Source organism: Telluria beijingensis, assembly GCF_030770395.1.
In the GTDB taxonomy this organism is placed as follows: Bacteria; Pseudomonadota; Gammaproteobacteria; order Burkholderiales; family Burkholderiaceae_D; genus Telluria; species Telluria beijingensis.
The window spans coordinates 4012028-4032168 of record NZ_CP132480.1 but is presented as its reverse complement, the minus strand read 5'-3'; the positions used below and the strand labels follow the sequence as shown (position 1 = coordinate 4032168).

General features: G+C 65.5%; 17 protein-coding genes. 3 read left to right on the top strand and 14 right to left on the bottom strand.

What is annotated here, in order from left to right; translation table 11 throughout:
* Window positions 1–34 precede the first annotated feature (34 nt).
* Window positions 35–847 carry a hypothetical protein gene (locus Q9246_RS17900; RefSeq protein WP_306392024.1) on the bottom strand — a complete coding sequence of 271 codons (813 nt, stop codon included), beginning with the start codon at window positions 845–847 and terminating at the stop codon, window positions 35–37.
* A 166-nt stretch (window positions 848–1013) separates the two neighbouring features.
* The gene (locus tag Q9246_RS17895) at window positions 1014–1871 is read right to left on the bottom strand and encodes an alpha/beta fold hydrolase (protein ID WP_306392023.1); all 858 of its coding nucleotides are present in this window, start codon (window positions 1869–1871) and stop codon (window positions 1014–1016) included.
* Between the two features lie 187 nt (window positions 1872–2058).
* Between Q9246_RS17895 and Q9246_RS17890 the strand changes: the two genes are divergently transcribed.
* A complete protein-coding gene (locus Q9246_RS17890) occupies window positions 2059–2844 on the top strand; it encodes a hypothetical protein (protein ID WP_306392022.1) in 786 nt (261 codons plus the stop codon).
* 4 nt (window positions 2845–2848) lie between these two features.
* Here Q9246_RS17890 and Q9246_RS17885 read toward each other — a convergent pair whose 3' ends face one another.
* The 9 genes from Q9246_RS17885 to Q9246_RS17845 form a co-directional block, all read right to left on the bottom strand.
* On the bottom strand, window positions 2849–3544 hold the full coding sequence (locus tag Q9246_RS17885) for a fumarylacetoacetate hydrolase family protein (RefSeq protein ID WP_306392021.1): 696 nt from the start codon (window positions 3542–3544) through the stop codon (window positions 2849–2851).
* 70 nt (window positions 3545–3614) lie between these two features.
* Complete coding sequence (locus Q9246_RS17880) at window positions 3615–5825, bottom strand: hybrid sensor histidine kinase/response regulator (protein WP_306392020.1); 2211 nt, start codon at window positions 5823–5825, stop codon at window positions 3615–3617.
* Between the two features lie 184 nt (window positions 5826–6009).
* Window positions 6010–6951: a LysR family transcriptional regulator gene (locus tag Q9246_RS17875; RefSeq protein ID WP_306392019.1), complete on the bottom strand. Its 942-nt coding sequence runs from the start codon at window positions 6949–6951 to the stop codon at window positions 6010–6012.
* Between the two features lie 55 nt (window positions 6952–7006).
* Window positions 7007–7957 carry a glycoside hydrolase family 43 protein gene (locus Q9246_RS17870; RefSeq protein WP_306392018.1) on the bottom strand — a complete coding sequence of 317 codons (951 nt, stop codon included), beginning with the start codon at window positions 7955–7957 and terminating at the stop codon, window positions 7007–7009.
* Window positions 7958–7974: 17 nt separating this feature from the next.
* The gene (gene yjfF, locus Q9246_RS17865) at window positions 7975–8955 is read right to left on the bottom strand and encodes a galactofuranose ABC transporter, permease protein YjfF (RefSeq protein ID WP_306392016.1); all 981 of its coding nucleotides are present in this window, start codon (window positions 8953–8955) and stop codon (window positions 7975–7977) included.
* Window positions 8952–10010 (bottom strand): ABC transporter permease, encoded by a 1059-nt coding sequence (locus tag Q9246_RS17860; RefSeq protein WP_306392014.1) that lies wholly within the window; start codon window positions 10008–10010, stop codon window positions 8952–8954. Before Q9246_RS17860 ends, yjfF begins: the two co-directional genes overlap by 4 nt.
* On the bottom strand, window positions 10007–11530 hold the full coding sequence (locus Q9246_RS17855; protein WP_306392013.1) for a sugar ABC transporter ATP-binding protein: 1524 nt from the start codon (window positions 11528–11530) through the stop codon (window positions 10007–10009). Before Q9246_RS17855 ends, Q9246_RS17860 begins: the two co-directional genes overlap by 4 nt.
* A gap of 7 nt (window positions 11531–11537) precedes the next feature.
* Window positions 11538–12497: an ABC transporter substrate-binding protein gene (locus Q9246_RS17850; RefSeq protein ID WP_306392012.1), complete on the bottom strand. Its 960-nt coding sequence runs from the start codon at window positions 12495–12497 to the stop codon at window positions 11538–11540.
* A gap of 160 nt (window positions 12498–12657) precedes the next feature.
* Window positions 12658–13635: a ferritin-like domain-containing protein gene (locus Q9246_RS17845; RefSeq protein ID WP_306392010.1), complete on the bottom strand. Its 978-nt coding sequence runs from the start codon at window positions 13633–13635 to the stop codon at window positions 12658–12660.
* A 213-nt stretch (window positions 13636–13848) separates the two neighbouring features.
* On the opposite strand from Q9246_RS17845, the gene Q9246_RS17840 reads away from it, so the two are divergent.
* A complete protein-coding gene (locus Q9246_RS17840; protein WP_422802393.1) occupies window positions 13849–14484 on the top strand; it encodes a sigma-70 family RNA polymerase sigma factor in 636 nt (211 codons plus the stop codon).
* Window positions 14481–15185 carry an anti-sigma factor gene (locus tag Q9246_RS17835; protein ID WP_306392007.1) on the top strand — a complete coding sequence of 235 codons (705 nt, stop codon included), beginning with the start codon at window positions 14481–14483 and terminating at the stop codon, window positions 15183–15185. Before Q9246_RS17840 ends, Q9246_RS17835 begins: the two co-directional genes overlap by 4 nt.
* A gap of 23 nt (window positions 15186–15208) precedes the next feature.
* Here Q9246_RS17835 and Q9246_RS17830 read toward each other — a convergent pair whose 3' ends face one another.
* From Q9246_RS17830 to Q9246_RS17820, 3 genes are read right to left on the bottom strand one after another with little or no spacing between them, the layout of a single operon-like run.
* Window positions 15209–17554, bottom strand: a complete 2346-nt coding sequence (locus Q9246_RS17830; protein ID WP_306392006.1) for a beta-L-arabinofuranosidase domain-containing protein — start codon at window positions 17552–17554, stop codon at window positions 15209–15211.
* Window positions 17551–18579, bottom strand: coding sequence for an arabinan endo-1,5-alpha-L-arabinosidase (locus Q9246_RS17825; protein WP_306392004.1), 1029 nt, complete (start codon window positions 18577–18579; stop codon window positions 17551–17553). Before Q9246_RS17825 ends, Q9246_RS17830 begins: the two co-directional genes overlap by 4 nt.
* Complete coding sequence (locus Q9246_RS17820) at window positions 18580–20121, bottom strand: alpha-N-arabinofuranosidase (RefSeq protein WP_306392002.1); 1542 nt, start codon at window positions 20119–20121, stop codon at window positions 18580–18582.
* Between the last annotated feature and the right edge of the window lie 20 nt (window positions 20122–20141).

The following is a 20141-nucleotide window of genomic DNA, read 5'->3' as shown; positions in this document are numbered from 1 at the left end:
GTTCCCGCCTCCGCGGGAACGACGTGGTCGGCGGTCAGGCTGCCAGCCGGCGCAGCATGGCGGCAATCGCGTCCAGCACCGCGCCGTCTTCCCAATATTCGTTGTGCGACAGCGGATTCCAGCTGCGCGCCAGCACGCCCGCCACCCCGCCGCCGGCATTGATCGCCCGGTCCTCGACCAGGGTCCGGTAGCCGTTCGACAACGGCTGCAGCGGCCAGCCCAGCACGTCGTCCGGATCGTAGAAGTTGATCCACTTGAACAGCGAGGTCGGCGGCGCGATCGGGATGATGTGCATCTCCTTGTGCGCGGCGACGAAGATCGGGATATTGCAGCCGGTGGTGACCAGGCCGGCGCAGGTTCCGCCGCCCAGGAAGACGCGTTCGCTGGCGGTCAGGGAGCGCCCCAGCGCCTTGCCGGCCCAGGCGTCGATATTGCGCCAGATGCCGGCGCCGACCGCACGCCCCGCGGCGGCCTTCTGGGCATCGTACAGATAGCTCGACAACACCTGCCCGCCCAGCGACTGGGCCACGAACACCACCGGCATATCGGGCCGCACCGCGTGCGCCGACAGCAAGGCAGCGGCGATTTCGCCCTGGGCCAGCTCGTAGACCGAACCGGGAATCTCCTTGCGGTTTTCCAGCCCGGCGGCGTCGCCCAGGCCGTACAGCACGAATTTGCGCAGGGACGCGTAGCGCACCTTGCCGGTGGCGGCCGTACGCTCCCAGACCTGGCGTTGATTGTCGTGCAGGATACCCTGGTAATAGACCGAGCGCATCACGGCCTGGCCCGCCAGCGCGCCGAGGCGGCTGCGCAGCCCCGCCATCAAGCCGTCGGCATAGGTGGGCAATGTTTCTCCCATGCCGTGTACGGCGATTAATGCGACCCGTGTCATCACCACCCCGCTCGATCTGGCGCAAAGTGCGTCGTTATCGCTAGCGTATCAGTTCAGGCGCGCTGACGCAGCTCAATGCATTGAGCAGGACTTGCCACTAGACGACCGGGCTCGCGCCGTATTAGCGGGCGGCAACACCGGGCGTGAGGAACTCGTCGATCAGCTTGACGGTGGCATCCGGGTTTTCTTCCATCATCCAGTGGCCGGCATCCGGCACGACGGCTTCGCGCACGTCGACGGCGGCATTGCGCATGACGGCGGCCATCATCGGGCCGAACGATTTCTCGCCGCCGATCGCCAGCACCGGCATGGTGAGCTTCACGTTTGATGCGGCGCGGTTGTCGGCCACGTCCTGGGTGGCGATCGTGTTGAACTGCGCAAACGAGGCCCGCATCGCGCCGGGTTGCGCATACAGCCGGGTGTAATGGGCGCGGGTCGCCTCGTCCACCTTGGCGGGATCGGCGGCGAACTGGTTCCACAGGCGGTCCAGGAAAATCCGTTCACGCCCCTGCACCAGCTGCTCGGCTTCCTTGCCGCCGAAATTGAAATGCCACAGGCGCGGATCGAGCACCATCTGGTCCCACGGCGCCACGCCGGGAATCGGCGCGTCCATCACCACCAGCCGGCTCACCTTGTCCGGATAGCGCACCGCGTAGGCATAGGCCACCATGGTGCCGATGTCGTGGCCGACCACGTCGGTCCGGTCCTGGCCGTACTTCTCGACCACGGCGCGGATATCGGCGGCCTGCGATTTCTTGTCGTAGCCGCCCGGCGCCTTCGACGACAAGCCCAGGCCGCGCAGGTCGGGCACGATCACGGTATGGTTCCGGGCCAGCCGGGCGGCGAGCGGCCCCCACATATCGCCGGTGTCGCCGAAGCCGTGGATCAGCACCACCGCCGGGCCCTTGCCGCCGGTGCGCACGTGGATGGTGGCCCCGTCCGCGGTCTGGACGCTGCCGGTCTTGAACTGGGCGGGCATGGAGGGTTCGGCAGCCTGCGCAGGCAGGGACAAGGCGCAAGCAGCGACGGTGCAAGCAAGGAAGCGGTACGGTGCCATGATGGGACTCCTTCAACGCGACCACCACAGGGTAGCGCATGGTGCGCAACCCGCCCCCTCCCTAAAGACTGGCACAATGCCCAGCTCGTCTCATTCTCGCAACCCTTCGATGGATATTCTTTTCGACCGCTACGCCGACGCCATCCGCCGCCTGGAACTGGACCGCGTCGCCACCTCCGCCGACATTCCAGAACAATTCCTGCTGGCACGTGAAGGCCGCTACAGCAGTCACTACATACCGTTCGAGTCGGTGAACCTCGGCGCGCGCGTGGTGGTGGTCGGCATCTCGCCCGGCTTCGTGCAATGGAAGAATGCGATGCGCGAGGCGCAGCGCCAGATGGCCCTCGGCGCCGACCGCGATACCGTGCTGCGCGCGGCGCGCCAGGCCGGCGCCTTCAGCGGCGCGATCCGGCCCAATTTCGTGGCCCTGCTCGACGCGATCGGGGTCCAGCGCTGGCTTGGCATCGCCAGCTGCGCCAGCCTGTTCGGGGCCGATGCGCAGCTGGTCCATATCGGCGCCATCCTGCGCCATCCGGTCTTCGTCGACGGCAAGAACTACAGCGGCACGCCGGCCATGCCGCGCCAGGCGTTCCTGAGGGAAGAGACGCTGCGCTGGTTCGCGCACGAGGCGGCCATGCTGCCCGATGCGCTGTATATCCCGATGGGGGCCAGCGTGAGCGAAGGCCTGGACTGGCTGGCGCGCCAGGGCATCGTGAAGGCCGGGCGCATCCTGCACGGCCTGCCCCACCCTTCCGGCGCCAACGCCGAGCGGGTCGCCTACTTCCTGGGCCGCAAGGAGCGATCCGCGCTGTCGGGCAAGACCAATGGCGCGCAGCTCGACGCGGCGCGCCAGGCCCTGCTGGCGCAGATGGAAGGCTTGATCGCTGCGCGTTGAGCGCTCAGCGTGTGCCGATTTCCAGTTCGAAGGTGTCGACGCCATCGACGCCGCCGCGCACGCGGTCGCCCGGTGTCAAGGCCGCCACGCCCGAGGGGGTGCCCGAATAAATCAGGTCGCCCGGCGCCAGCGTCACGAAGCGCGACAGGTAGGCGATCACGTCAGCAATCGGCCAGATCAGTTCATCCAGGTTGCCTTCCTGGCGCAGGGCGCCGTTGACCTCGAGCCAGATGCGGCCCGCGGCCGGGTGGCCCACTTCGCTCACCGGATGCAGGGCGCTGCAGGGTGCCGAGGCGTCGAAGCCCTTGGCCATGTCCCACGGACGGCCGCTGTCCTTGGCCACCGCCTGCAGGTCGCGCCGGGTCAGGTCCAGGCCGACGCCATAGCCCCACACCAGGTCGAGCGCATTGGCCGGGTCGACGTTGGCGCCGCCGGCGCCGAGGGCCACCACCAGTTCGATTTCATGGTGCAGGTCGTCGGTCGACGGCGGGTACGGCACCGCGCCGCTGGCGGGCACCACGGCGTCGGCCGGCTTGGTGAAGAAGAACGGCGGCTCGCGGTTCGGGTCGCTGCCCATTTCGCGCGCATGCGACGCGTAGTTGCGGCCGACGCAGAACACGCGGCGCACCGGGAACCGGCTGCTCGAACCGCTGACGGCCACCGAGGGCGTGGCGGGAGCGGGGAAGACGAATTCGGACATGCTCATCCTTTCATTGATGGAAGCATGATCATACCCTCGCCGCCGATGGGCCGTGGCCGGCCGGTGCGATTCACGCCGGCGCCAGCGCCTCTTCGGATTCGGACGCCGACGATGGCCGCGGCGTGGTCGCATCGGCTTCCACCGCGGCTGCAAGCGCGGCGCTCGACTCGAGGATGCGCACCAGCGCCGTCATGTCGACCGGCTTGACCAGGTGGTGGGCGAAGCCCGCCTGCAACGCGCGTTCACGGTCCCGGGCCTGGCCATAGCCCGTCACCGCCACCGGCACCGTGGTGGCCGTCTCAGGCAGCGCGCGCAGCTCTTGCGCCAGTTGATAACCGTCGACGTCGGGCAGGCCGATATCGATCAGCATCACGTCGGGCCGCTCGGCGCGCGCGCGGCGCAGGGCCGACTGGGCGTCGTATTCGACCGAGGTGGCGTGGCCCTGGACCTGCAGCAGCGTGGCCAGGCTGTCGGCGGCGTCGCTGTTGTCGTCCACGATCAGCACCTTCAGCTTGCGGCGCAGGGTGGCGCGCGCGGCGTCAAGGTCGCCCGGCTGGGCGTCAAGGCCGTCGCAGGCGCCCGTCACGCAGGGCAAGGTAAGCGTGAAGGTGCTGCCGAAGCCGACGCCATCACTGTGGGCCGCCACCTCGCCCTCGTGCAGGTCGACCAGGCGCTTGACCAGGGTCAGGCCCAGCCCCAGCCCGCCCTGCGAGCGCGCCAGCGTGCGCGCGCCTTGCGTGAACAGGTCGAACACGCTCGGCACCAGGTCGGGCGGCATGCCCGAGCCGTTGTCGCGCACGCGCAAGACCATGCGGCCATCGAGCGCCTCCAGCGCCAGCGCGAGCTGGCCCCCTTTCGGCGTGTACTTGGCGGCGTTGTTGACGATATTGGCCACGCTCTGCACCAGCCGCGTGTGGTCGCCGCGCACCAAGACCGGCGCGTCGGGCAGCTCGACCGCCACCTGGTGCGCCTTCTCGAGCACCAGCGGGCGGGTCTGGTCGAGCGCGCCCGTCACCACCTCGCGGAAGTCCACCGTGGCCAGCTTGAGCTTGACCAGGCCGCGCGTTACGCGCGAGACGTCCAGCAGGTCGTCGATCAGGCGGCTCATGTGCTTGACCTGGCGGCTGATGATGGAGCTGGTCTGGCAGATGCGCGGCTCGCTGGCGAACTGCATGCTGAGCAGGCTGGCCGAGCTGCTGATCGGCGCCAGGGGATTGCGCAGCTCGTGCGCCAGCATGGCCAGGAATTCATCCTTGGCGCGGCTCAGGCGCTCGGCCTGCACCCGCGCCGCGCGTTCGCTCTGCAGCAGCGCATCGCGCTCGAGCGCCGCGGCGCGCACGGTCTCCTCGAGCCGCGAGCGGCGCACCACCTCGCGCGTATGGCGCGCGACGTCCTCGGCCATCGCCGTCTCTTGCTCGGTCCAGTGGCGCGCGAACGGTTCGTGCAGGTAGAACACGGCGGCCAGCCGTCCGTCTTCGATGATCGGCACGATCACCACCGCGCGCGCGCCGATGCCGGCATAGGCCGCGACGAACCCGGCCGAACGCCCGTCGGCGCCGACGTCGTCGATGCGCACGGTGCGGCCCTGGCGCAGCATGGCGACGATGTCGGGCCCGAAGGCCGCCAGCGGGTGCGACATGCCGCCCAGGCTGGCCATGCGGCCGTCGGTCCAGTCGCGGTCGATGCTGACGGTGCGGCAGGCGGCATCGATCTCGCCATAGCCGACCCGCGCCACGCCCAGGGTCTGCCCGGTCATGGCGCTGGTGGCCTTCATGATGTGGACTGCGTCGTCCAGGCCGTCGAGGGTCTCGCCCAGCTTCTGGTGGAAGGCGTGGCGGTGCTCGGACAGCACGTCGGACGTGGTCTCGGTGAGCACGCAATACACGCCCACCACGTCGCCGGCATGGCGCACCGGCGACAGCGAGACGCAGAAGAAGCGCCGCTCGCGCTTGCCGTTGCGCTCGAATTCCATCAGGGCGTGCTGGAGCTGGGTCGCCTCGCCGGCCAGCACCAGCTCGAAATAGGGACGCATGCGTTCCCACAGCTCGGGCCGGATGCTGGCATAGGGCGCACCCCGCGCGGCCGGGTGCTTGTCGCCCAGCAGGTCGGAATAAGCGTCGTTGTAGAACAGGCGCAGGTCGTGGCCGATGGCCAGGAACATCGGGAAGCGCGAGGCAAGGATCAGGTCGCCGATAGCGCGCAGGCCATCCGGCCAGGTGGCCGGCTCACCCAATGCCAAGCCGCCAACGGCCGTCGGCGGGAAACTGCTCAGGTTGCTCATCAGGAATACCCAGTCTGGTTCTCTCTCGAAGCTGGCTGGGCTTACTACACTGGAACGTTTCCCCTCGCGTTCTTATTGCCCCGCCGCCAACATTTTATTGTTGTCGGCGATTATAGCGAGCAAACTGGATGGGCTGCGCCCGTTACACATCCGTGACTTTTGGTGGTTGTGTTGGCACTACGGATCAATAGATCTCGGCCGCGGCGGCGCGCACCGCTTTCAACAGCAGGTCGGCGCCCGGCGACAGCAGGTGGTCTTGCTGGCGGATGATGCCGAAGGCATCCATCTTGCATGGCAGCTCGATCGGCAGGATGCTCATCACGTTCAGCGAGGCATAGTATTGCGCCACCTCCAGCGGCATGACGTGCAGGGCATCGGTCTGCTGCAGCAGCGCCGTCACCAGCAGCAAGGCCGTGGTGTCGACCACGTTGACCGGCGGCTGCAGGCCGGCGCGCAGGAACATCATGTCGAAGCGGTGGCGCAGGATGCTGCCCGGCGACGGCAGGATCCACGGCCGCTCGGCGATGTCCGCCAGCGTCAGGTCGCGCCGCTCCAGCAGCGGGTGGCCGGGACGCACGACCGCGCAGGCCGGCTCCTCGGTCAGCTCTTCGTAGATCAGGCCGGTAGAGTCTTCCTTCTCGAGGATGCGGCCGATCATGAAGTCGAGCGTGCCGTGCTTGAGCTTGTCGAGCAAAACATTGCTCGACTCGAGCTGCACGCCGATGCGCAGCAGCGGCGCCTGTTCCTTGATGCGGGCGATCGCGCGCGGCAGCAGCGCCATCGCCGGCGCCATGATCACGCCCACCTCGACCTGCCCCGCCAGCCCGGCCTTGAGCGCCACGATGTCGTCGTGCGCCAGCGCCAGGCTGGTGAGCGCCATGCGCGCGTGGCGGATCATCGTCTCGCCGTAGATGGTCGGTTCCATCCCGCGCGGCAGGCGCTCGAACAGGCGCACGTCGAGCATCTCTTCCAGGTCCTTGACCTGCTTCGATGCCGCCGGCTGCGTCATGTGCAGCTCTTCGGCCGCGCGGTGGATGTTGCGGTAATCGTCCAGCGCGATCAGGAGCAGCAGTTGGCGCGTCTTGAGGCGCGCCTTCAGGAACCAGTTCGGGTTTGTCGTATCCATCAAGAAATCATATCAGTTTGGATATCGGCCCGGCAGTATTTCACTGCTGCGGTTATCACTTGCAGCCTGGCGCAGGATTGGCGGCCGGGCCTTCGGCCGTTTGCGGGATCGGCAGGATGGCGCCGTCCGGGCCATAGCGCAATTCTTCTACCGCGACCGAGCGGCGGTATTCGCCGCCGGTCGGCAGCTTGCCGTTGTGGTAGAAGATATAAGACTTGTTATTGAACTGGACGATGGCCTGGTGGATGGTCTTGACGTTGGTATTCTTTTCCATGATTACCCCGCCCATCGTCCATGGACCGGTCACGGTGGGGCCGGTCATGTACACCGTCTCTTCCGGGAAGTGGCGCGAATAGGTCAGGTAATAGGTGCCCTTGTGCTTGTGCATATAGGCCGCCTCGACGAAGTTCTCGAGGCCGACGGTGTGGATCGGGCCATCCAGTTCGATCATGTTCGGCTTGAGCTTGGCGTACTTCATCACCGTGTTGCCCCAGTACAGATAGGCCTGGCCGTCGTCGTCGATGAACACGGCGGGATCGATGTCGTCCCACAGGATCTTGGTTTCCTTGGTCATGTCGTTCGTGACCAGGGCCTTGCCGAGGGCGTCGACGAAGGGGCCGGTCGGGCTGTTCGACACCGCCACGCCAATCGCCTTGCCGGGGATGGTCGCATGGTCGACCGTCGAGTAGAAGTAGTATTTACCGTCGCGCTTGATGATGTCCGAGGCCCAGGCGTCGCGCCCGGCCCATTTGAAGGTGGAGTAGCGCAGCGGCGAACCGTGATCGGTCCACTTCTTCATGTCGCAGCTCGAATACACGCGCCACTCGTTCATCAGATAGTCCTTGCCGCCGACCGGGGCGTCGTCCTTGCCGACGTAGAGGTAGACGCGGCCGTTGTCTACCAGCGCCGCCGGGTCGGCGGTGAAGATGTCCTTGACGATCGGGTTGCTCGCTTGCGCTAACGTTGCGGCGCACAGGGCGGCGGCGAGGATGATTTGCTTGAACATCTATGTCTCCTGAAGTGTTATTTTGATTTGAACGACATTACGCGCTGCACCACGCAGAACACGAACAGCAGGCCGCCGATCACGATGCGGGTCCACCACGAGCTGAGGGTGCCGTCGAAGGCGATCAGGGTCTGGATCGTGCCCAGCACCAGCACGCCCGACAACGCACCGGCGATATAGCCGTAGCCGCCGGTGAGCAGCGTGCCGCCGATGACGACGGCGGCGATGGCGTCGAGTTCCGTGCCCTGCGCATGCAGGCCGTAGCCGGACAGCATGTAGAACGCGAACAGCAGCCCGGCCAGCGACGCACAGAAGCCGCTCAGGGCATACACGGCGACCTTGGTGCGCCCGACCGACAAGCCCATCATGGCCGCCGACTGTTCGTTGCCGCCCACCGCATACACCGCGCGCCCGAAGCCGCTGTAGTGGGCCAGCCAGACGGCGAAGGCCAGCATGCCGAGCGCGATCAGGGCGCCGGGCGACAGGAAGCCGCCGAAGAACGGGATCTGCGTCTGCGACATGGCCACGAACAGCGGATCCTCGATCGTGATCGACTCGATGCTGATCAGGTAGCACAGGCCGCGCGCCAGGAACATGCCGGCCAGCGTGACGATGAAGGGCTGCAGGCGGAAGTAATGGATGATCGCGCCCATGCCCCCGCCGAACGCCGCGCCCATCAGCAGCACGACAGCGATCACCGCCAGCGGCGGCCAGTGGGCGACCTGCAGCAGCCAGGCCGCGATCATGGTCGACAGCGCCAGCACGGCGCCGACGGATAAATCGATCCCGCCGGACAGGATCACGAAGCCCATGCCGATCGCGATCACCAGCAAAAAGGCGTTGTCGATCAGGAGGTTGAGCATCACCTGCAGCGACAGGAAGCCCTCGTACAGCGCGCCGCCGATCAGCAGCATGGCGGCAAGCAGGACCACCGTGACCATCGAGGTGAACGACGGCGCTTTCGAGAGCCTGCGTGCGTGATGAACGAGCGCAATCATGCCGCCCTCCGCTTCCACAGATTCTTGAACTGGTCGGACTGCGAGATACAGACCAGGAACACGACGACCGACTTGACGACCATATTGATCTCGGGCGGCACGCCCAGCGAATAGATGGTGTAGGTGAGCGTCTGGATGATCAGCGCCCCGATGATGGAGCCGGCCAGGCTGAACTTGCCGCCGGCCAGCGAAGTGCCGCCCAGCGTCACGGCCAGGATCGCATCGAGTTCGAGCATCAGGCCGGCGTTGTTGGCGTCGGCGCTTTTCACGTTGGAGCTGATCATGAGGCCCGCCATGCCGGCGCAGGCGGCGGCGAACACGTAGACGAACACGATCAGGGCCGCGGTGCGGATGCCGGCCAGGCGCGCGGCCACCGGATTGATGCCCACCGCCTGGATGAACAGGCCGAGCGCGGTATGGCGCAGCAGCAGCGCCGTGACGCCGAATACCGCCGCCACCACGAACAGCGCGAACGGCAGGCCGAACAGGTAGCCGCTGCCGAGGAAGAAGAACGGCTGGTAGTAGACGGTGACGATCTGGCCATCGGTGAGCAACTGGGCCAGGCCGCGGCCGGCCACCATCAGGATCAGGGTGGCGACGATCGGCTGCAGGCCGAGGCCAGCCACCAGCGCGCCATTCCACAGGCCGCACAGCAGCGCAGCCCCTAACGCGGCGGCCATCGCGATCAGCATCGGCGTCTCGGCCACGTAGACCGGCACGCCGTCCTGGATCACCATCGTGCCGCCGATGAGCATCGAGGCCACGGTGCCGGACAGCGCCACCACCGCGCCGACCGAGATGTCGATACCGCGGGTGGCGATCACCAGGGTCATGCCGATCGCGGCCAGCATCAGGGGCGCGGCGCGGTTGACGATGTCGACCAGGGCGCCATACAGGTGGCCGTCCTTGATCTCGAGGCGGAAGAAGCCGGGAATCAGGAGGAAGTCGATCAGCAGCAGCACGCCCAGCGCGGCCAGGGGGCGGAACAGGTGGTGGGACAGGACTTTCGAGACGAATGAATCCTGGGTTCCCGCCGTGAGCTTGGCGACCGTCATTGGCAGCCCTCCCCGGCGATCACGTGCAGCACCGAGCTGTCGTCGAGCTCACCGCGGCGGTATTCGCCGCAGGCCTTGCGGTCGCGCATGACGACGATGCGGTCGCTCACGCGCAGCACCTCGGGCAGTTCGGACGAGATGAACAGGATGGCCATGCCCTTGCGGCACAGCGTGGTGACGTAATCCATGATTTCCTGCTTGGCGCGCACGTCGATGCCGCGCGTGGGTTCGTCGAGGATCATCAGCTTTGGCTCGGTGGCCAGCCAGCGCGCCAGCAGCACTTTTTGCTGGTTGCCGCCCGAGAGCGTGCCGATCGGCGTTTCGATATTCGCCGTCTTGATCCCCAGTTGTTTCACATAATGGTCGGCCAGTTCCTGCTGGCGGCGCAGCGGGATCGCGCGCAGGATGCCCTGGCGCGCCTGCAGCGCCAGGATCAGGTTCTCGCGCACCGACAGGTCCAGGATCGCGCCTTCGTGCTTGCGGTCTTCGGAGCAGAAGCCGATGCCTTGCTGGATGGCGTCACGCGGCGTGGCGAAGGTCTTTGCGCGGCCGTCGATCTCGATCGCGCCGTTGTCGGCCTTGTCGGCGCCGAACAGCAGGCGCGCGGTCTCGGTGCGGCCTGAACCCAGCAGGCCGGCAAGGCCCAGCAGTTCGCCCTGCTTCACTTCCAGGTCGAGCGGGGCCAGAGCGCCGCGGCGGGCGAGTTGTCTGGTCTGCAGGAAGGTCGGGCCGGCTTCCATGCCCTGTTCCATGCAGGTCGGCGCCTGCTCCGCAGTATCGGCGGCGACGCCGATCATCTTGTTCACCAGGGCCAGGCGCGACAGCTCGGCGCACAGGTACTCGCCTTCGCGCTCGCCGTTGCGCATCACCGTGATGCGGTCCGAGATCGCATAAGTCTGCTCGAGGAAGTGGGTGACGAACAGGATCGCCATGCCCTGCTCGCGCAAGCCGCGCAGCACCGAGAACAGCAGCTGCACCTCGGCCTCGTCGAGGCTGGAGGTCGGTTCGTCGAGGATCAGCACCTTGGCTGAAATGTTCAGCGCGCGCGCGATCGCCACCATCTGCTGGATCGCCAGAGGATAACTGGCCAGCGGCTGGGCGACGTCGATATTCACCTGCAAACGCGCCAGCAGCTCGGCGGCGTCGCGGCGCATCGTGCGCCAGTCGATCATGCCGAAGCGGCGCGGGTAGCGGCCGATGAAGATGTTTTCGGCGACCGACAGGTTCGGGCACAGGTTCACTTCCTGGTACACGGTGCTGATGCCGAGTTCCTGGGCGTGCTGGGTCGAGCGCGGGGCGATCTGCTCGCCGCCGAGCACGATACTGCCGCGCTCGGGCTGGTAGACGCCGGTCAGCACCTTGATCAGCGTGGATTTGCCGGCGCCGTTCTGGCCCATCAGCGTGTGCACTTCGCCCGGAAACAGGCGCAGGCCCGCGTCGGACAAGGCTTTCACGCCGGGGAATAGCTTGTGGATGCCGGTCACTTCCAGGACCGGCATTGCCGTGGTCGAGGCGAGCATGGTCGCCTCAGTATTTACGGTTCGGGAATTCCTTGGCTGCGATTTCGGCCGGGAAGACACCTTCGTTCACCACGATGCGTTTCGGGACCGGCTTGCCAGCCTTGACCGCCTTCGCCGCTTCCATCAGCTGAGGACCGAGCAGCGGATTGCACTCGACGGTCACGTTCAGCTTGCCCTGCAACATGGCCTCGAACGCGCCGCGCACGCCATCGATCGACACCACCAGGATGTCCTTGCCCGGCTTGAAGCCGGCTTCCTCGATCGCCTGGATCGCGCCGATCGCCATATCGTCGTTGTGCGCGTACAGCACGGTGATGTTCTTGCCTTCGGATTTCAGGAAGGCTTCCATCACCTCCTTGCCCTTGGCGCGGGTGAAGTCGCCGGTCTGGGAACGGATGATCTTCAGGCGTGGCTCGCTCTTCATCACTTCGGCGAAACCGGCCTTGCGGTCGATGGCCGGGGCCGAGCCCACGGTGCCCTGCAGCTCGACGATGTTATAGGCGCGGGTCGGGTTCTTCTTCGCATGCTCCACCAGCCAGCGCGCGGCGCGGCGGCCTTCTTCCACGAAGTCCGATCCCAGCAGGGTGACGTACAGCGACTGGTCGCTGACTTTCACGGCGCGGTCGGTCAGGATCACCGGGATATTGGCGCGCTTGGCTTCGCGCAGCACGGTATCCCAGCCCGATTCGACGACCGGCGAGAAGGCGATGATGTCGACCCGCTGGGCGATGAAGGAACGGATCGCCTTGACCTGGTTTTCCTGGCGCTGCTGGGCGTCGGCGAACTTGAGGTTGACGCCGGCCTTCCTGGCGGCGTCCTTGATCGATGCGGTGTTCGCGGTGCGCCATTCGCTTTCGGCGCCGACCTGCGAGAAGCCGATGGTGAGGGGCTTGGCGGCGAAGGCGGTGGTCGGCGCGATTGCGGCGGCCACGGCGGCGCCCAGGAGGTTCCTGCGGGTGAGTCTCATCACTTGTCTCCGGTATTGTTGTTCTGCAATCCTAGGCCAAAGTGAGATACTCTTCCAATCAATTTTTTGGCACGTGTGATATGTTTTTCTGTATCGGAAAAATAAAGCCGCCCACTGGAATACGCGCTGGACGAGAAACACCTCGTCCAGCGCCCTGGAATCAGGAATAGGCCGAACTCATATTCAACACGCCATTCGCCCCGCGCGGGAAAAATCCACCCATCGTGACCGACTCCCTGGTCAGGTACACGATATTGAGCACATCGCCTGGCGTGCGGCTGAACGCGATGCCATCCTTATCCAGCGGCACGATATTCGACACCGTGCTGTCGGTGGCATGCACAATCCCCTGGTCGACATCGGACGATCCGTCCAGGCTATCGCGCGCATTCGAAATCGCGGTCGCAGCGGTGCGCAAGGATGGCGTGCCCAAGCCTTTCGAATACAGCACCGTGCGTACCAGGCCGGCGTGATATGCCTCCGCGGCCAGGATCCCTGCTGCAGCTTCAAGGAAAGTCTTGTTCTGGATGAGTGGCGAAGCGCCTTTATAGGCAGTCACCCCGACGTCCTCGAATATGAAGGCGCCCAACAGGAAGTTTTCATCGCTGGCATACGGATCGAAGGCGACGCCCGGCCCAACCAGGCCGGCCGCCCGCGCCGCGCTCGAGAATGCGCCATTCGGATCGGTGCCGCCGATATCGAGCGCCGGCTGCGCCACCGCCGCCCCACCGAGCGCCCCACGCAGGAAAGCCACGTGGGCGATTTCGTCCTGGGCGATCTCTTTCGCATATTGGGCCACCAGGGGATCCTTGAATTGCACCTGGCGGCCGCCGGTGACCGCGCCCTGGGTGCCGGCGCCGGTCAACATATTGGCTGGCAAACCGATCCCGAGCGCCGCATAGGAATAGAACTGCGCTTCCAGATATTCCAGGTTCAGCGCGAAATTGAGGATATCGATGTCGGTCGGCTGCGCGGCCTGGGCAATGGCGTCCTTGACCGAGCCGCCGCAGGCGCTCAGGAAGGTGCCGCCGACCATGCCGACGCTGATACCGCCCACGTTCTTGAAGAAGGAACGGCGCTTTTCAAGTTTCTGCTTGCGGGATTCAAGCAGTGCCAAGGTCACATTCGTGTCTGTCATGGTAGTTCTCCTGTTGGAACAACGATCAAGAAACCGGGCCGTCGCATGCTCGCAAGTTCAGTCAGGAAATCTGCTAGACCGGACGAGGCAGCGCGTACGTCTTGTACTCACGCTCGCCGCGCACGGTTTCAACTATTTGAAGATGCATCGCGAAATGTCCGACTAGCTGCGCACGATTCCATGGCGCGCGAGCGCAATCCGTCGCTTGTGATAATGTCAATACAAGCAATTTCGTCAACGCATGTATCGACAAGGAATGCAGTGCCAGACTCTCTCACCCCCGATCCCGAACAGCTGCGCGCATGGTTGAATGCCGTAGCGCAACGCAACGCGACCGCATTTCGCGCCCTGTACGACGCCACGTCGCCGAAACTGTTTGGCTTTGCACTGCGTATATTGGGTAAACGCGAACTGGCCGAGGAGGCGCTGCAAGATGGATACATCGCGATCTGGAACGGCGCCAGCACCTACCAGAGCCACCTGGCGGCGCCCATGACCTGGATGACGACCATCGTGCGCAACAAGGCGCTCGACCTGCTGCGGCGTCATGGTGGCGAGGCCGACATCGATGGCCGGGTGTTCGATAGCGCAATCATGGACGCACTGCAGGATCCACGCGCGAACCCGATCGACGCGCTGCTCGTCAGCCGTGATGCCAGGGCGCTGGCCTATTGCATGTCCACGCTCGAAGGGCTGCACCGGCAAGTGGTTGGCCTGGCCTTTTTCCATGACCTGTCGCACAGCGAAGTGGCGCAGCAGATGGCGATCCCGATCGGCACCGTCAAGACCTGGATCCGGCGCAGCCTGGAACGCTTGAAGGCCTGTCTTGCCAAGGGCGAGCGCGCATGAATATCCGCGACAACCCCGCCCTGTGCGACAAGCTGGCCGCCGAATACGTGCTCGGTACGCTCAAGGGCGGCGCACGGCGCCGCTTCGAAACCCTGCTGCGCGACGACGCGGCCCTGCGCCGCACGACCGCCGAGTGGCAGGACCGGCTCATGCCGATGGCCGAATTCTCGGCCAGCGCCGAACCGCGGCGCCAGGTCTGGCAGGCGATCGAACGCCGCCTGGGCCTGGCGCGCGGGTATGCGGCCTGGCAGTTCTGGCGCAGTGAGTCGCTCACCTTCTGGCGTTCGCTCAGCCTGGCGTCGATCGCGCTGGCGCTGGTGCTGGTGGGCGTGATCACTTCGCCGCTGCTCGACCGGCCGCAAGTCGACTACCTGGCCACCCTCACCGACGACAAGGCGCGCACTGCCCTGCTGCTGACCGGCGACAGCCGGCGCCAGGTGTTCACCGTGCGCCTGGTCGGCAGTGCCCCGGTGGCCAGCGACAAGTCACTGCAGTTATGGGCGGTGCCCAAGGCAGGCGCGCCACGTTCGCTGGGCGTCCTTCCGGGCGAAGGCGTGATCGAACTGGCCCTGACCGATGCAGCGCTCGGCGACGATGTCGCCGTGCTGGCGGTATCGCTCGAGCCGCGGGGCGGCTCGCCAAGCCCGGATGGGCCGACCGGACCGATCCTCTACAAGGGCAACTGGGTGCGCATGCTGTAGCGACCAATCCAGCGGCGGCTTGACTAGCGCAGCAGCCGCAGGCCGTACAGGCCACCGGCGACCGACCCTGGCCTGGCCTCGAAGCGCACACTCAGCTTGCCCTTCGCCGCCTTGCGCATCGCTTCCGGGATCGGGTAGTCGACGGTGTAGATGTCCTCTTTTGCGTTCGCGTCGAGGGTCACCTCGGCCAGCACCTTGCCATTGACGAGTACATCGAAGCGCCGTCCCGCATCCACCTTGGCGAACGCCAGCCGCAATACCCTGGCCTCGCCCTTGGGATCGTTCAGCTCATAGCTGAACCATTTGGAAGCATGGCGCCAATGGCGACCATTATTGATCCCCGCCTCGCTCCCCTCGCCCTTGAAAAAGTGATCCGATTCCGGCTGCTGCTCACCCGGCGCCACCTGGTCGATGGTGCGGGCATCCAGCGCGATCCGGTCCGCCTCGCGCGCCGCGTTCGCCGCTTGCAGCTCCTTCAGGCTACCCGGCGTCGCATGCTGCCAGTACATCGTGTAGCGCGATTCGTGCAGGCGGAAGAAAGGAATGAACTCGGTCCGCGGCCCATCGGCGCCGTGCACCAGCCCCGGCGCCGTGAACGTCAGCGGCTTGCCGGCCACCGGCTTGAACCGGGCGAGGAAATCGGTCGAATCGCTGACGAACATCGGCGCCGACTCCAGTGGGCACATCGGTCCCGAGGCGATATGCCCCATGCGCGAATCGTCGGCCAGGAAGTTGAGCTTCTCGTCCCCGAGCATGCGCGTCTTTGCCGCCAGCACCACCGGCCCATGCAGCACCGCGTAGTAGTTCGACTTGCCCGGCATCTGTTCCAGGTGCGTAGTCATCGGCAGCCGCACGTCGACACGGTCGCCCTTTTTCCACGCGCGCTCCACTGTGGCGTAGTTGCCCGGCTGGGCGTCCAGCTTGACCGCCTTGCCGTTGACCTTCACCTCCATGCGCCCCGGTGCTACCCACAAAGGGTACCGGATCTTCATCGCGAACCTGCCGTCTCCATCGACCGTCAGGCGCGTGGTATCGGTATCCGGGAAGCTGGTGGCCTGGGTGATGCGGACGTTCTTTTCACGCCAGTTCAGGGTCGAGGCCACGAACAGGTTGACGAACAGCGTGTCCTTCTCGTGCGCGTAGATGAATTCGCCGTACTTGGCATGGCTTTCGATGCCCGAGCCCACGCAGCACCACATGCCGTGGTCCACCTGCGAATACACGCGGTAGTGATTCGGCCGCATCGGCGTGAAGTAGACGAAACCGCCCTCCGGCCGCTGCGACGACAGGATGTGGTTGTACAGCGCGCGCTCGTAGTAGTCACCATAGCTGCCCTTCTGCTCCGACTGGAACAGCATCTGGGTCAGCTTCAGCATGTTATAGGTGTTGCAGGTCTCCGGGCCTTCGACTTCATGGACCATGGGATCGAAATCGTCCTGGCTGTGGAAGTGCTCCTTGACGCTATTGCCGCCGATTGCCACCGAGCGCTTGTCGACCACGGTCTGCCAGAAGAATTTGGCCGCCTCGCCCATGTCCTGGCGCCCGGTCGCATCATGGATGCGCTTGAAGCCGATCACCTTCGGGATCTGGGTATTCGCATGCAGGCCGGTCAACTGGTCCTGCCGTTTGGCCAGCGGTTGCAGGATCGCCTGGTGCGAGAACGCCAGCGCCAGGTCGAGGTATTTCCGGTCGCCCGTCATCTCGGCCACGTCGACGAAGATCTCGTTCATGCCGCCATGCTCGCTGCGCAGCATGGTCTGCATCTGTTCTGGCGACAGCTTCGAGGTCAGGGCCAGCGCCCAGTCGGACAAGGCGACCAGCATGACTTTCGCATCCTCGTTGCCGGCATAGCGCCAGGCATCGCGCAGGCCGGCATACACCTTGTGCAGGTTATACCAGGGCACCCACTTGCCGTTGACCGAGAAGTTGTCGGCTTCCAGCTTGCCGGCCGCGACGTCGCGCCAGGCCTGGCGTCCGCCGGGAATCCCGCCGATATAGCCGTCGCCATTGGCCAGCTGCGCGCGTTTCAGCTCCGCGACGAAGTAATTCAGGCGGCGCAGGGTCTCGGCGTCGCCGGTCGAGGCATGCATCAAGGCCAGCGCCGACAGGTAGTGACCGCCCATATGGCCATCGAGGCCGGTCGACTCCCAGTTGCCGTAGCTGGGCTGGCGCGGCTGCAGGCCGGCTTCGCGCAGGAATGGCGCCAGCAGGCGGTCCGGCTCCATCGCCATCAGGTAGTTCAGGTTGGTGGTCTGGGCATCAAGGAACGGGCCGGCCTGCAGGCGCACGTCGGACAATGGGAAGACTTCGGCGGCCTGCGCCCAGGCGCCGGCGACCAGCAAGCTCAAGGCTGCGATACGCGTCTTCATTCCTGCAGCGCGCTTTGGTAGCGGTTCAGGTCTTTCTGGTCCAGCACCGGCCAGCCGTCCTTGTCCCATTTCATCTCGAGCACCTTGAGCTTTTGCTTGTACTTGTCGGCGCTTTCGTAGGCATGCAACACCATATAGTCCTTGCCGTCGAAGGTGTAGGCGCTGTTGTGGCCCAATCCCACCCAGTCCTTGTCGCCCTGGATCACGATCGAGCCGCCACCCTTGGCCATGTCGACGCCATTGCGGTCGAGATAAGGGCCCTTGACCGACTTCGACCGGCCCACGACCACTTTATACGTGCTGTCCTTGCCCTTGCAGCACAGGTCCCAGGATGCGAACAGGTAGTACCAGCCGTTTTTCGGGAAGATGAACGGCGCCTCGATCTGCGCCGGCGCCGCTTCTTCGTCCGGCGTGAAGGCCGGCCGCTCGCGGCGCGCGATGGTGGACCACTCCTGCGGCTCGGCCAGTTTCGTGCGGCTGGCATCGAGCTTGACCAGTTTCAGCCCGCCCCAGAACGAGCCGAACGACATCCACGGCGTGCCCTGTTCGTCGTCGATCACGTGCGAGTCGATCGCGTTCCACAGGTCGCGGCCCGGGATCGACTGCACCACCATGCCCTGGTCGACCCACCCGTAGTCGGGCGAGCGCGGATCGAGCGATTTGCTGACGGTGACACCGATGGCCGAGGTATTCTTGCCAAAGCCCGAAACCGAGTAATACAGGTAATACTTGCCGTCGTGGTGATAGATGTCCGGCGCCCAGATATGGTCGTTGAAGGTCGGCGCGGCCTGTTTCGCCCAGGTCGGCTCGCCCTTGAACACGCGGCCTTCCGGCTTCCAGTTCCTGAGGTCCGTCGAGCTGTAGAAGGTAATGCCGGGACCGGTGCTGAACAGGTAATAGCGGTCGCCTTGTTTCGCCATGACCGGGTCGTGCACGCCGACCTGCGCGGCCATCGCAGAAGCGGCCGCACCGGTCAGCGAGGCCGACACCGCCATCGCCAGGGCGATTGCGCGTGCGGCCTTCATTTACGCCTCGACGGCGAAGACCATCACGCCCTTGGCCGGGACCTTGATCGTCAGCTTGCCATCGGTTGCCTTCGCGCTGAACGGCGCCGGCTTGACCGCCTGCGGCTGCGCGAAGGTGTTATGGGCGTCCATCTTCTCGGCCGTCAGCACCTGGCCCGACACACTGCCCACATTCAGGCCGGCCACGTTGAGCGCGACGTCGCTGGCGCGGGTCGGGTGGGTGTTGACCAGGGCGACGTAGACCTTGCCGTCCTTGGCGCGCGCCGCGGTGGCGCTGATGCCCGGCACCGCCTTGCCATTGCTCGAGTAGGCCACGTCGTTGTCGACCGCCACCGGCAGTTTGGTCGCGTCCTGGAACGGGATGTACATCTTGTACGCGTGGTAGGTCGGCGTCAGCAGCATCTTGTCCTTGTCGGTGATGATCATCGCCTGCAGCACGTTGACCATCTGCGCGATATTCGTCATGCGCACGCGCTCGGCGTATTCATGGAAGATGTTGAAGTTGAGCGCCGCCACGACCGCGTCGCGGATGGTATTACGCTGGAACAGGAAGCCCGGATTGGTACCCTCTTCCACGTCGTACCAGGTGCCCCATTCGTCGACATAGAAACCGATCTTCTTCTCGGGATCGTTCTTGTCGAGGATGGCGATGTTCTGCTTTATCTGCTGGTCCATGCGCAGGGTCTGCTGCATGGTCGAGAACCATTCCGATTCCGGGAAGCCGGTAGCGGCGCCCTTCTTCTCCCACACGCCGGTCGGCAGGGTGTAGTAGTGGTAGCTGATGCCGTCGGTGCCGCGCGCTGCTTCCTTGCTCAGCACCTCGGTCCACTTGGTGTCGTTGTCGTTGCCGCCGCTGGCGACCATCTTCGGCCGCGCGCCCGGTGGCGTCTTGAGGAAGGTGGCGTAGTGGTTGTACAGGTGGGCGTAATACTCGGGCTTCATATTGCCGCCGCAGCCCCAGGCTTCGTTGCCGATGCCGAAATAGGCGACCTTGTACGGCTCCTTGCGGCCATTCTTGCGGCGCAGTTCGGCCAGGGTCGACTTGGTGTCCGAGGTCATGTACTCGAGCCACTCGGCCATCTCTTGCGGGGTGCCGGAACCCAGGTTGCCGTTGACGTAGGCTTCGGTGCCCAGCAGCTCGACCAGGTCGAAGAATTCATGGGTGCCGACCGCGTTGTCCTCGGCCACGCCGCCCCAGTGGGTATTGACCTTGACCGGACGCTTGTTGCGCGCGCCGATGCCGTCGCGCCAGTGGTATTCGTCCGCGAAGCAGCCGCCCGGCCAGCGCACCAGCGGCACCTTCAGTTCCTTCAGCGCGCCCACGACGTCGTTGCGCCAGCCGCGGGTGTTCGGGATCTTCGAATCGGGGCCAACCCACATGCCCTCGTAGATGCCGGTGCCGAGGTGTTCGGCGAACTGGCCGTACACGTTCTTGTTGATGAGCGCGCCCGGCTTGGTGGTGTCGACCGACACGCTCACCTGGGCGAAGGCCGGCAGGGCAGCCAGGCTGCAGGCGAGGATGAGGGGCTTGAATACTTTCACTGTCGTCTCCTTGTTGTATT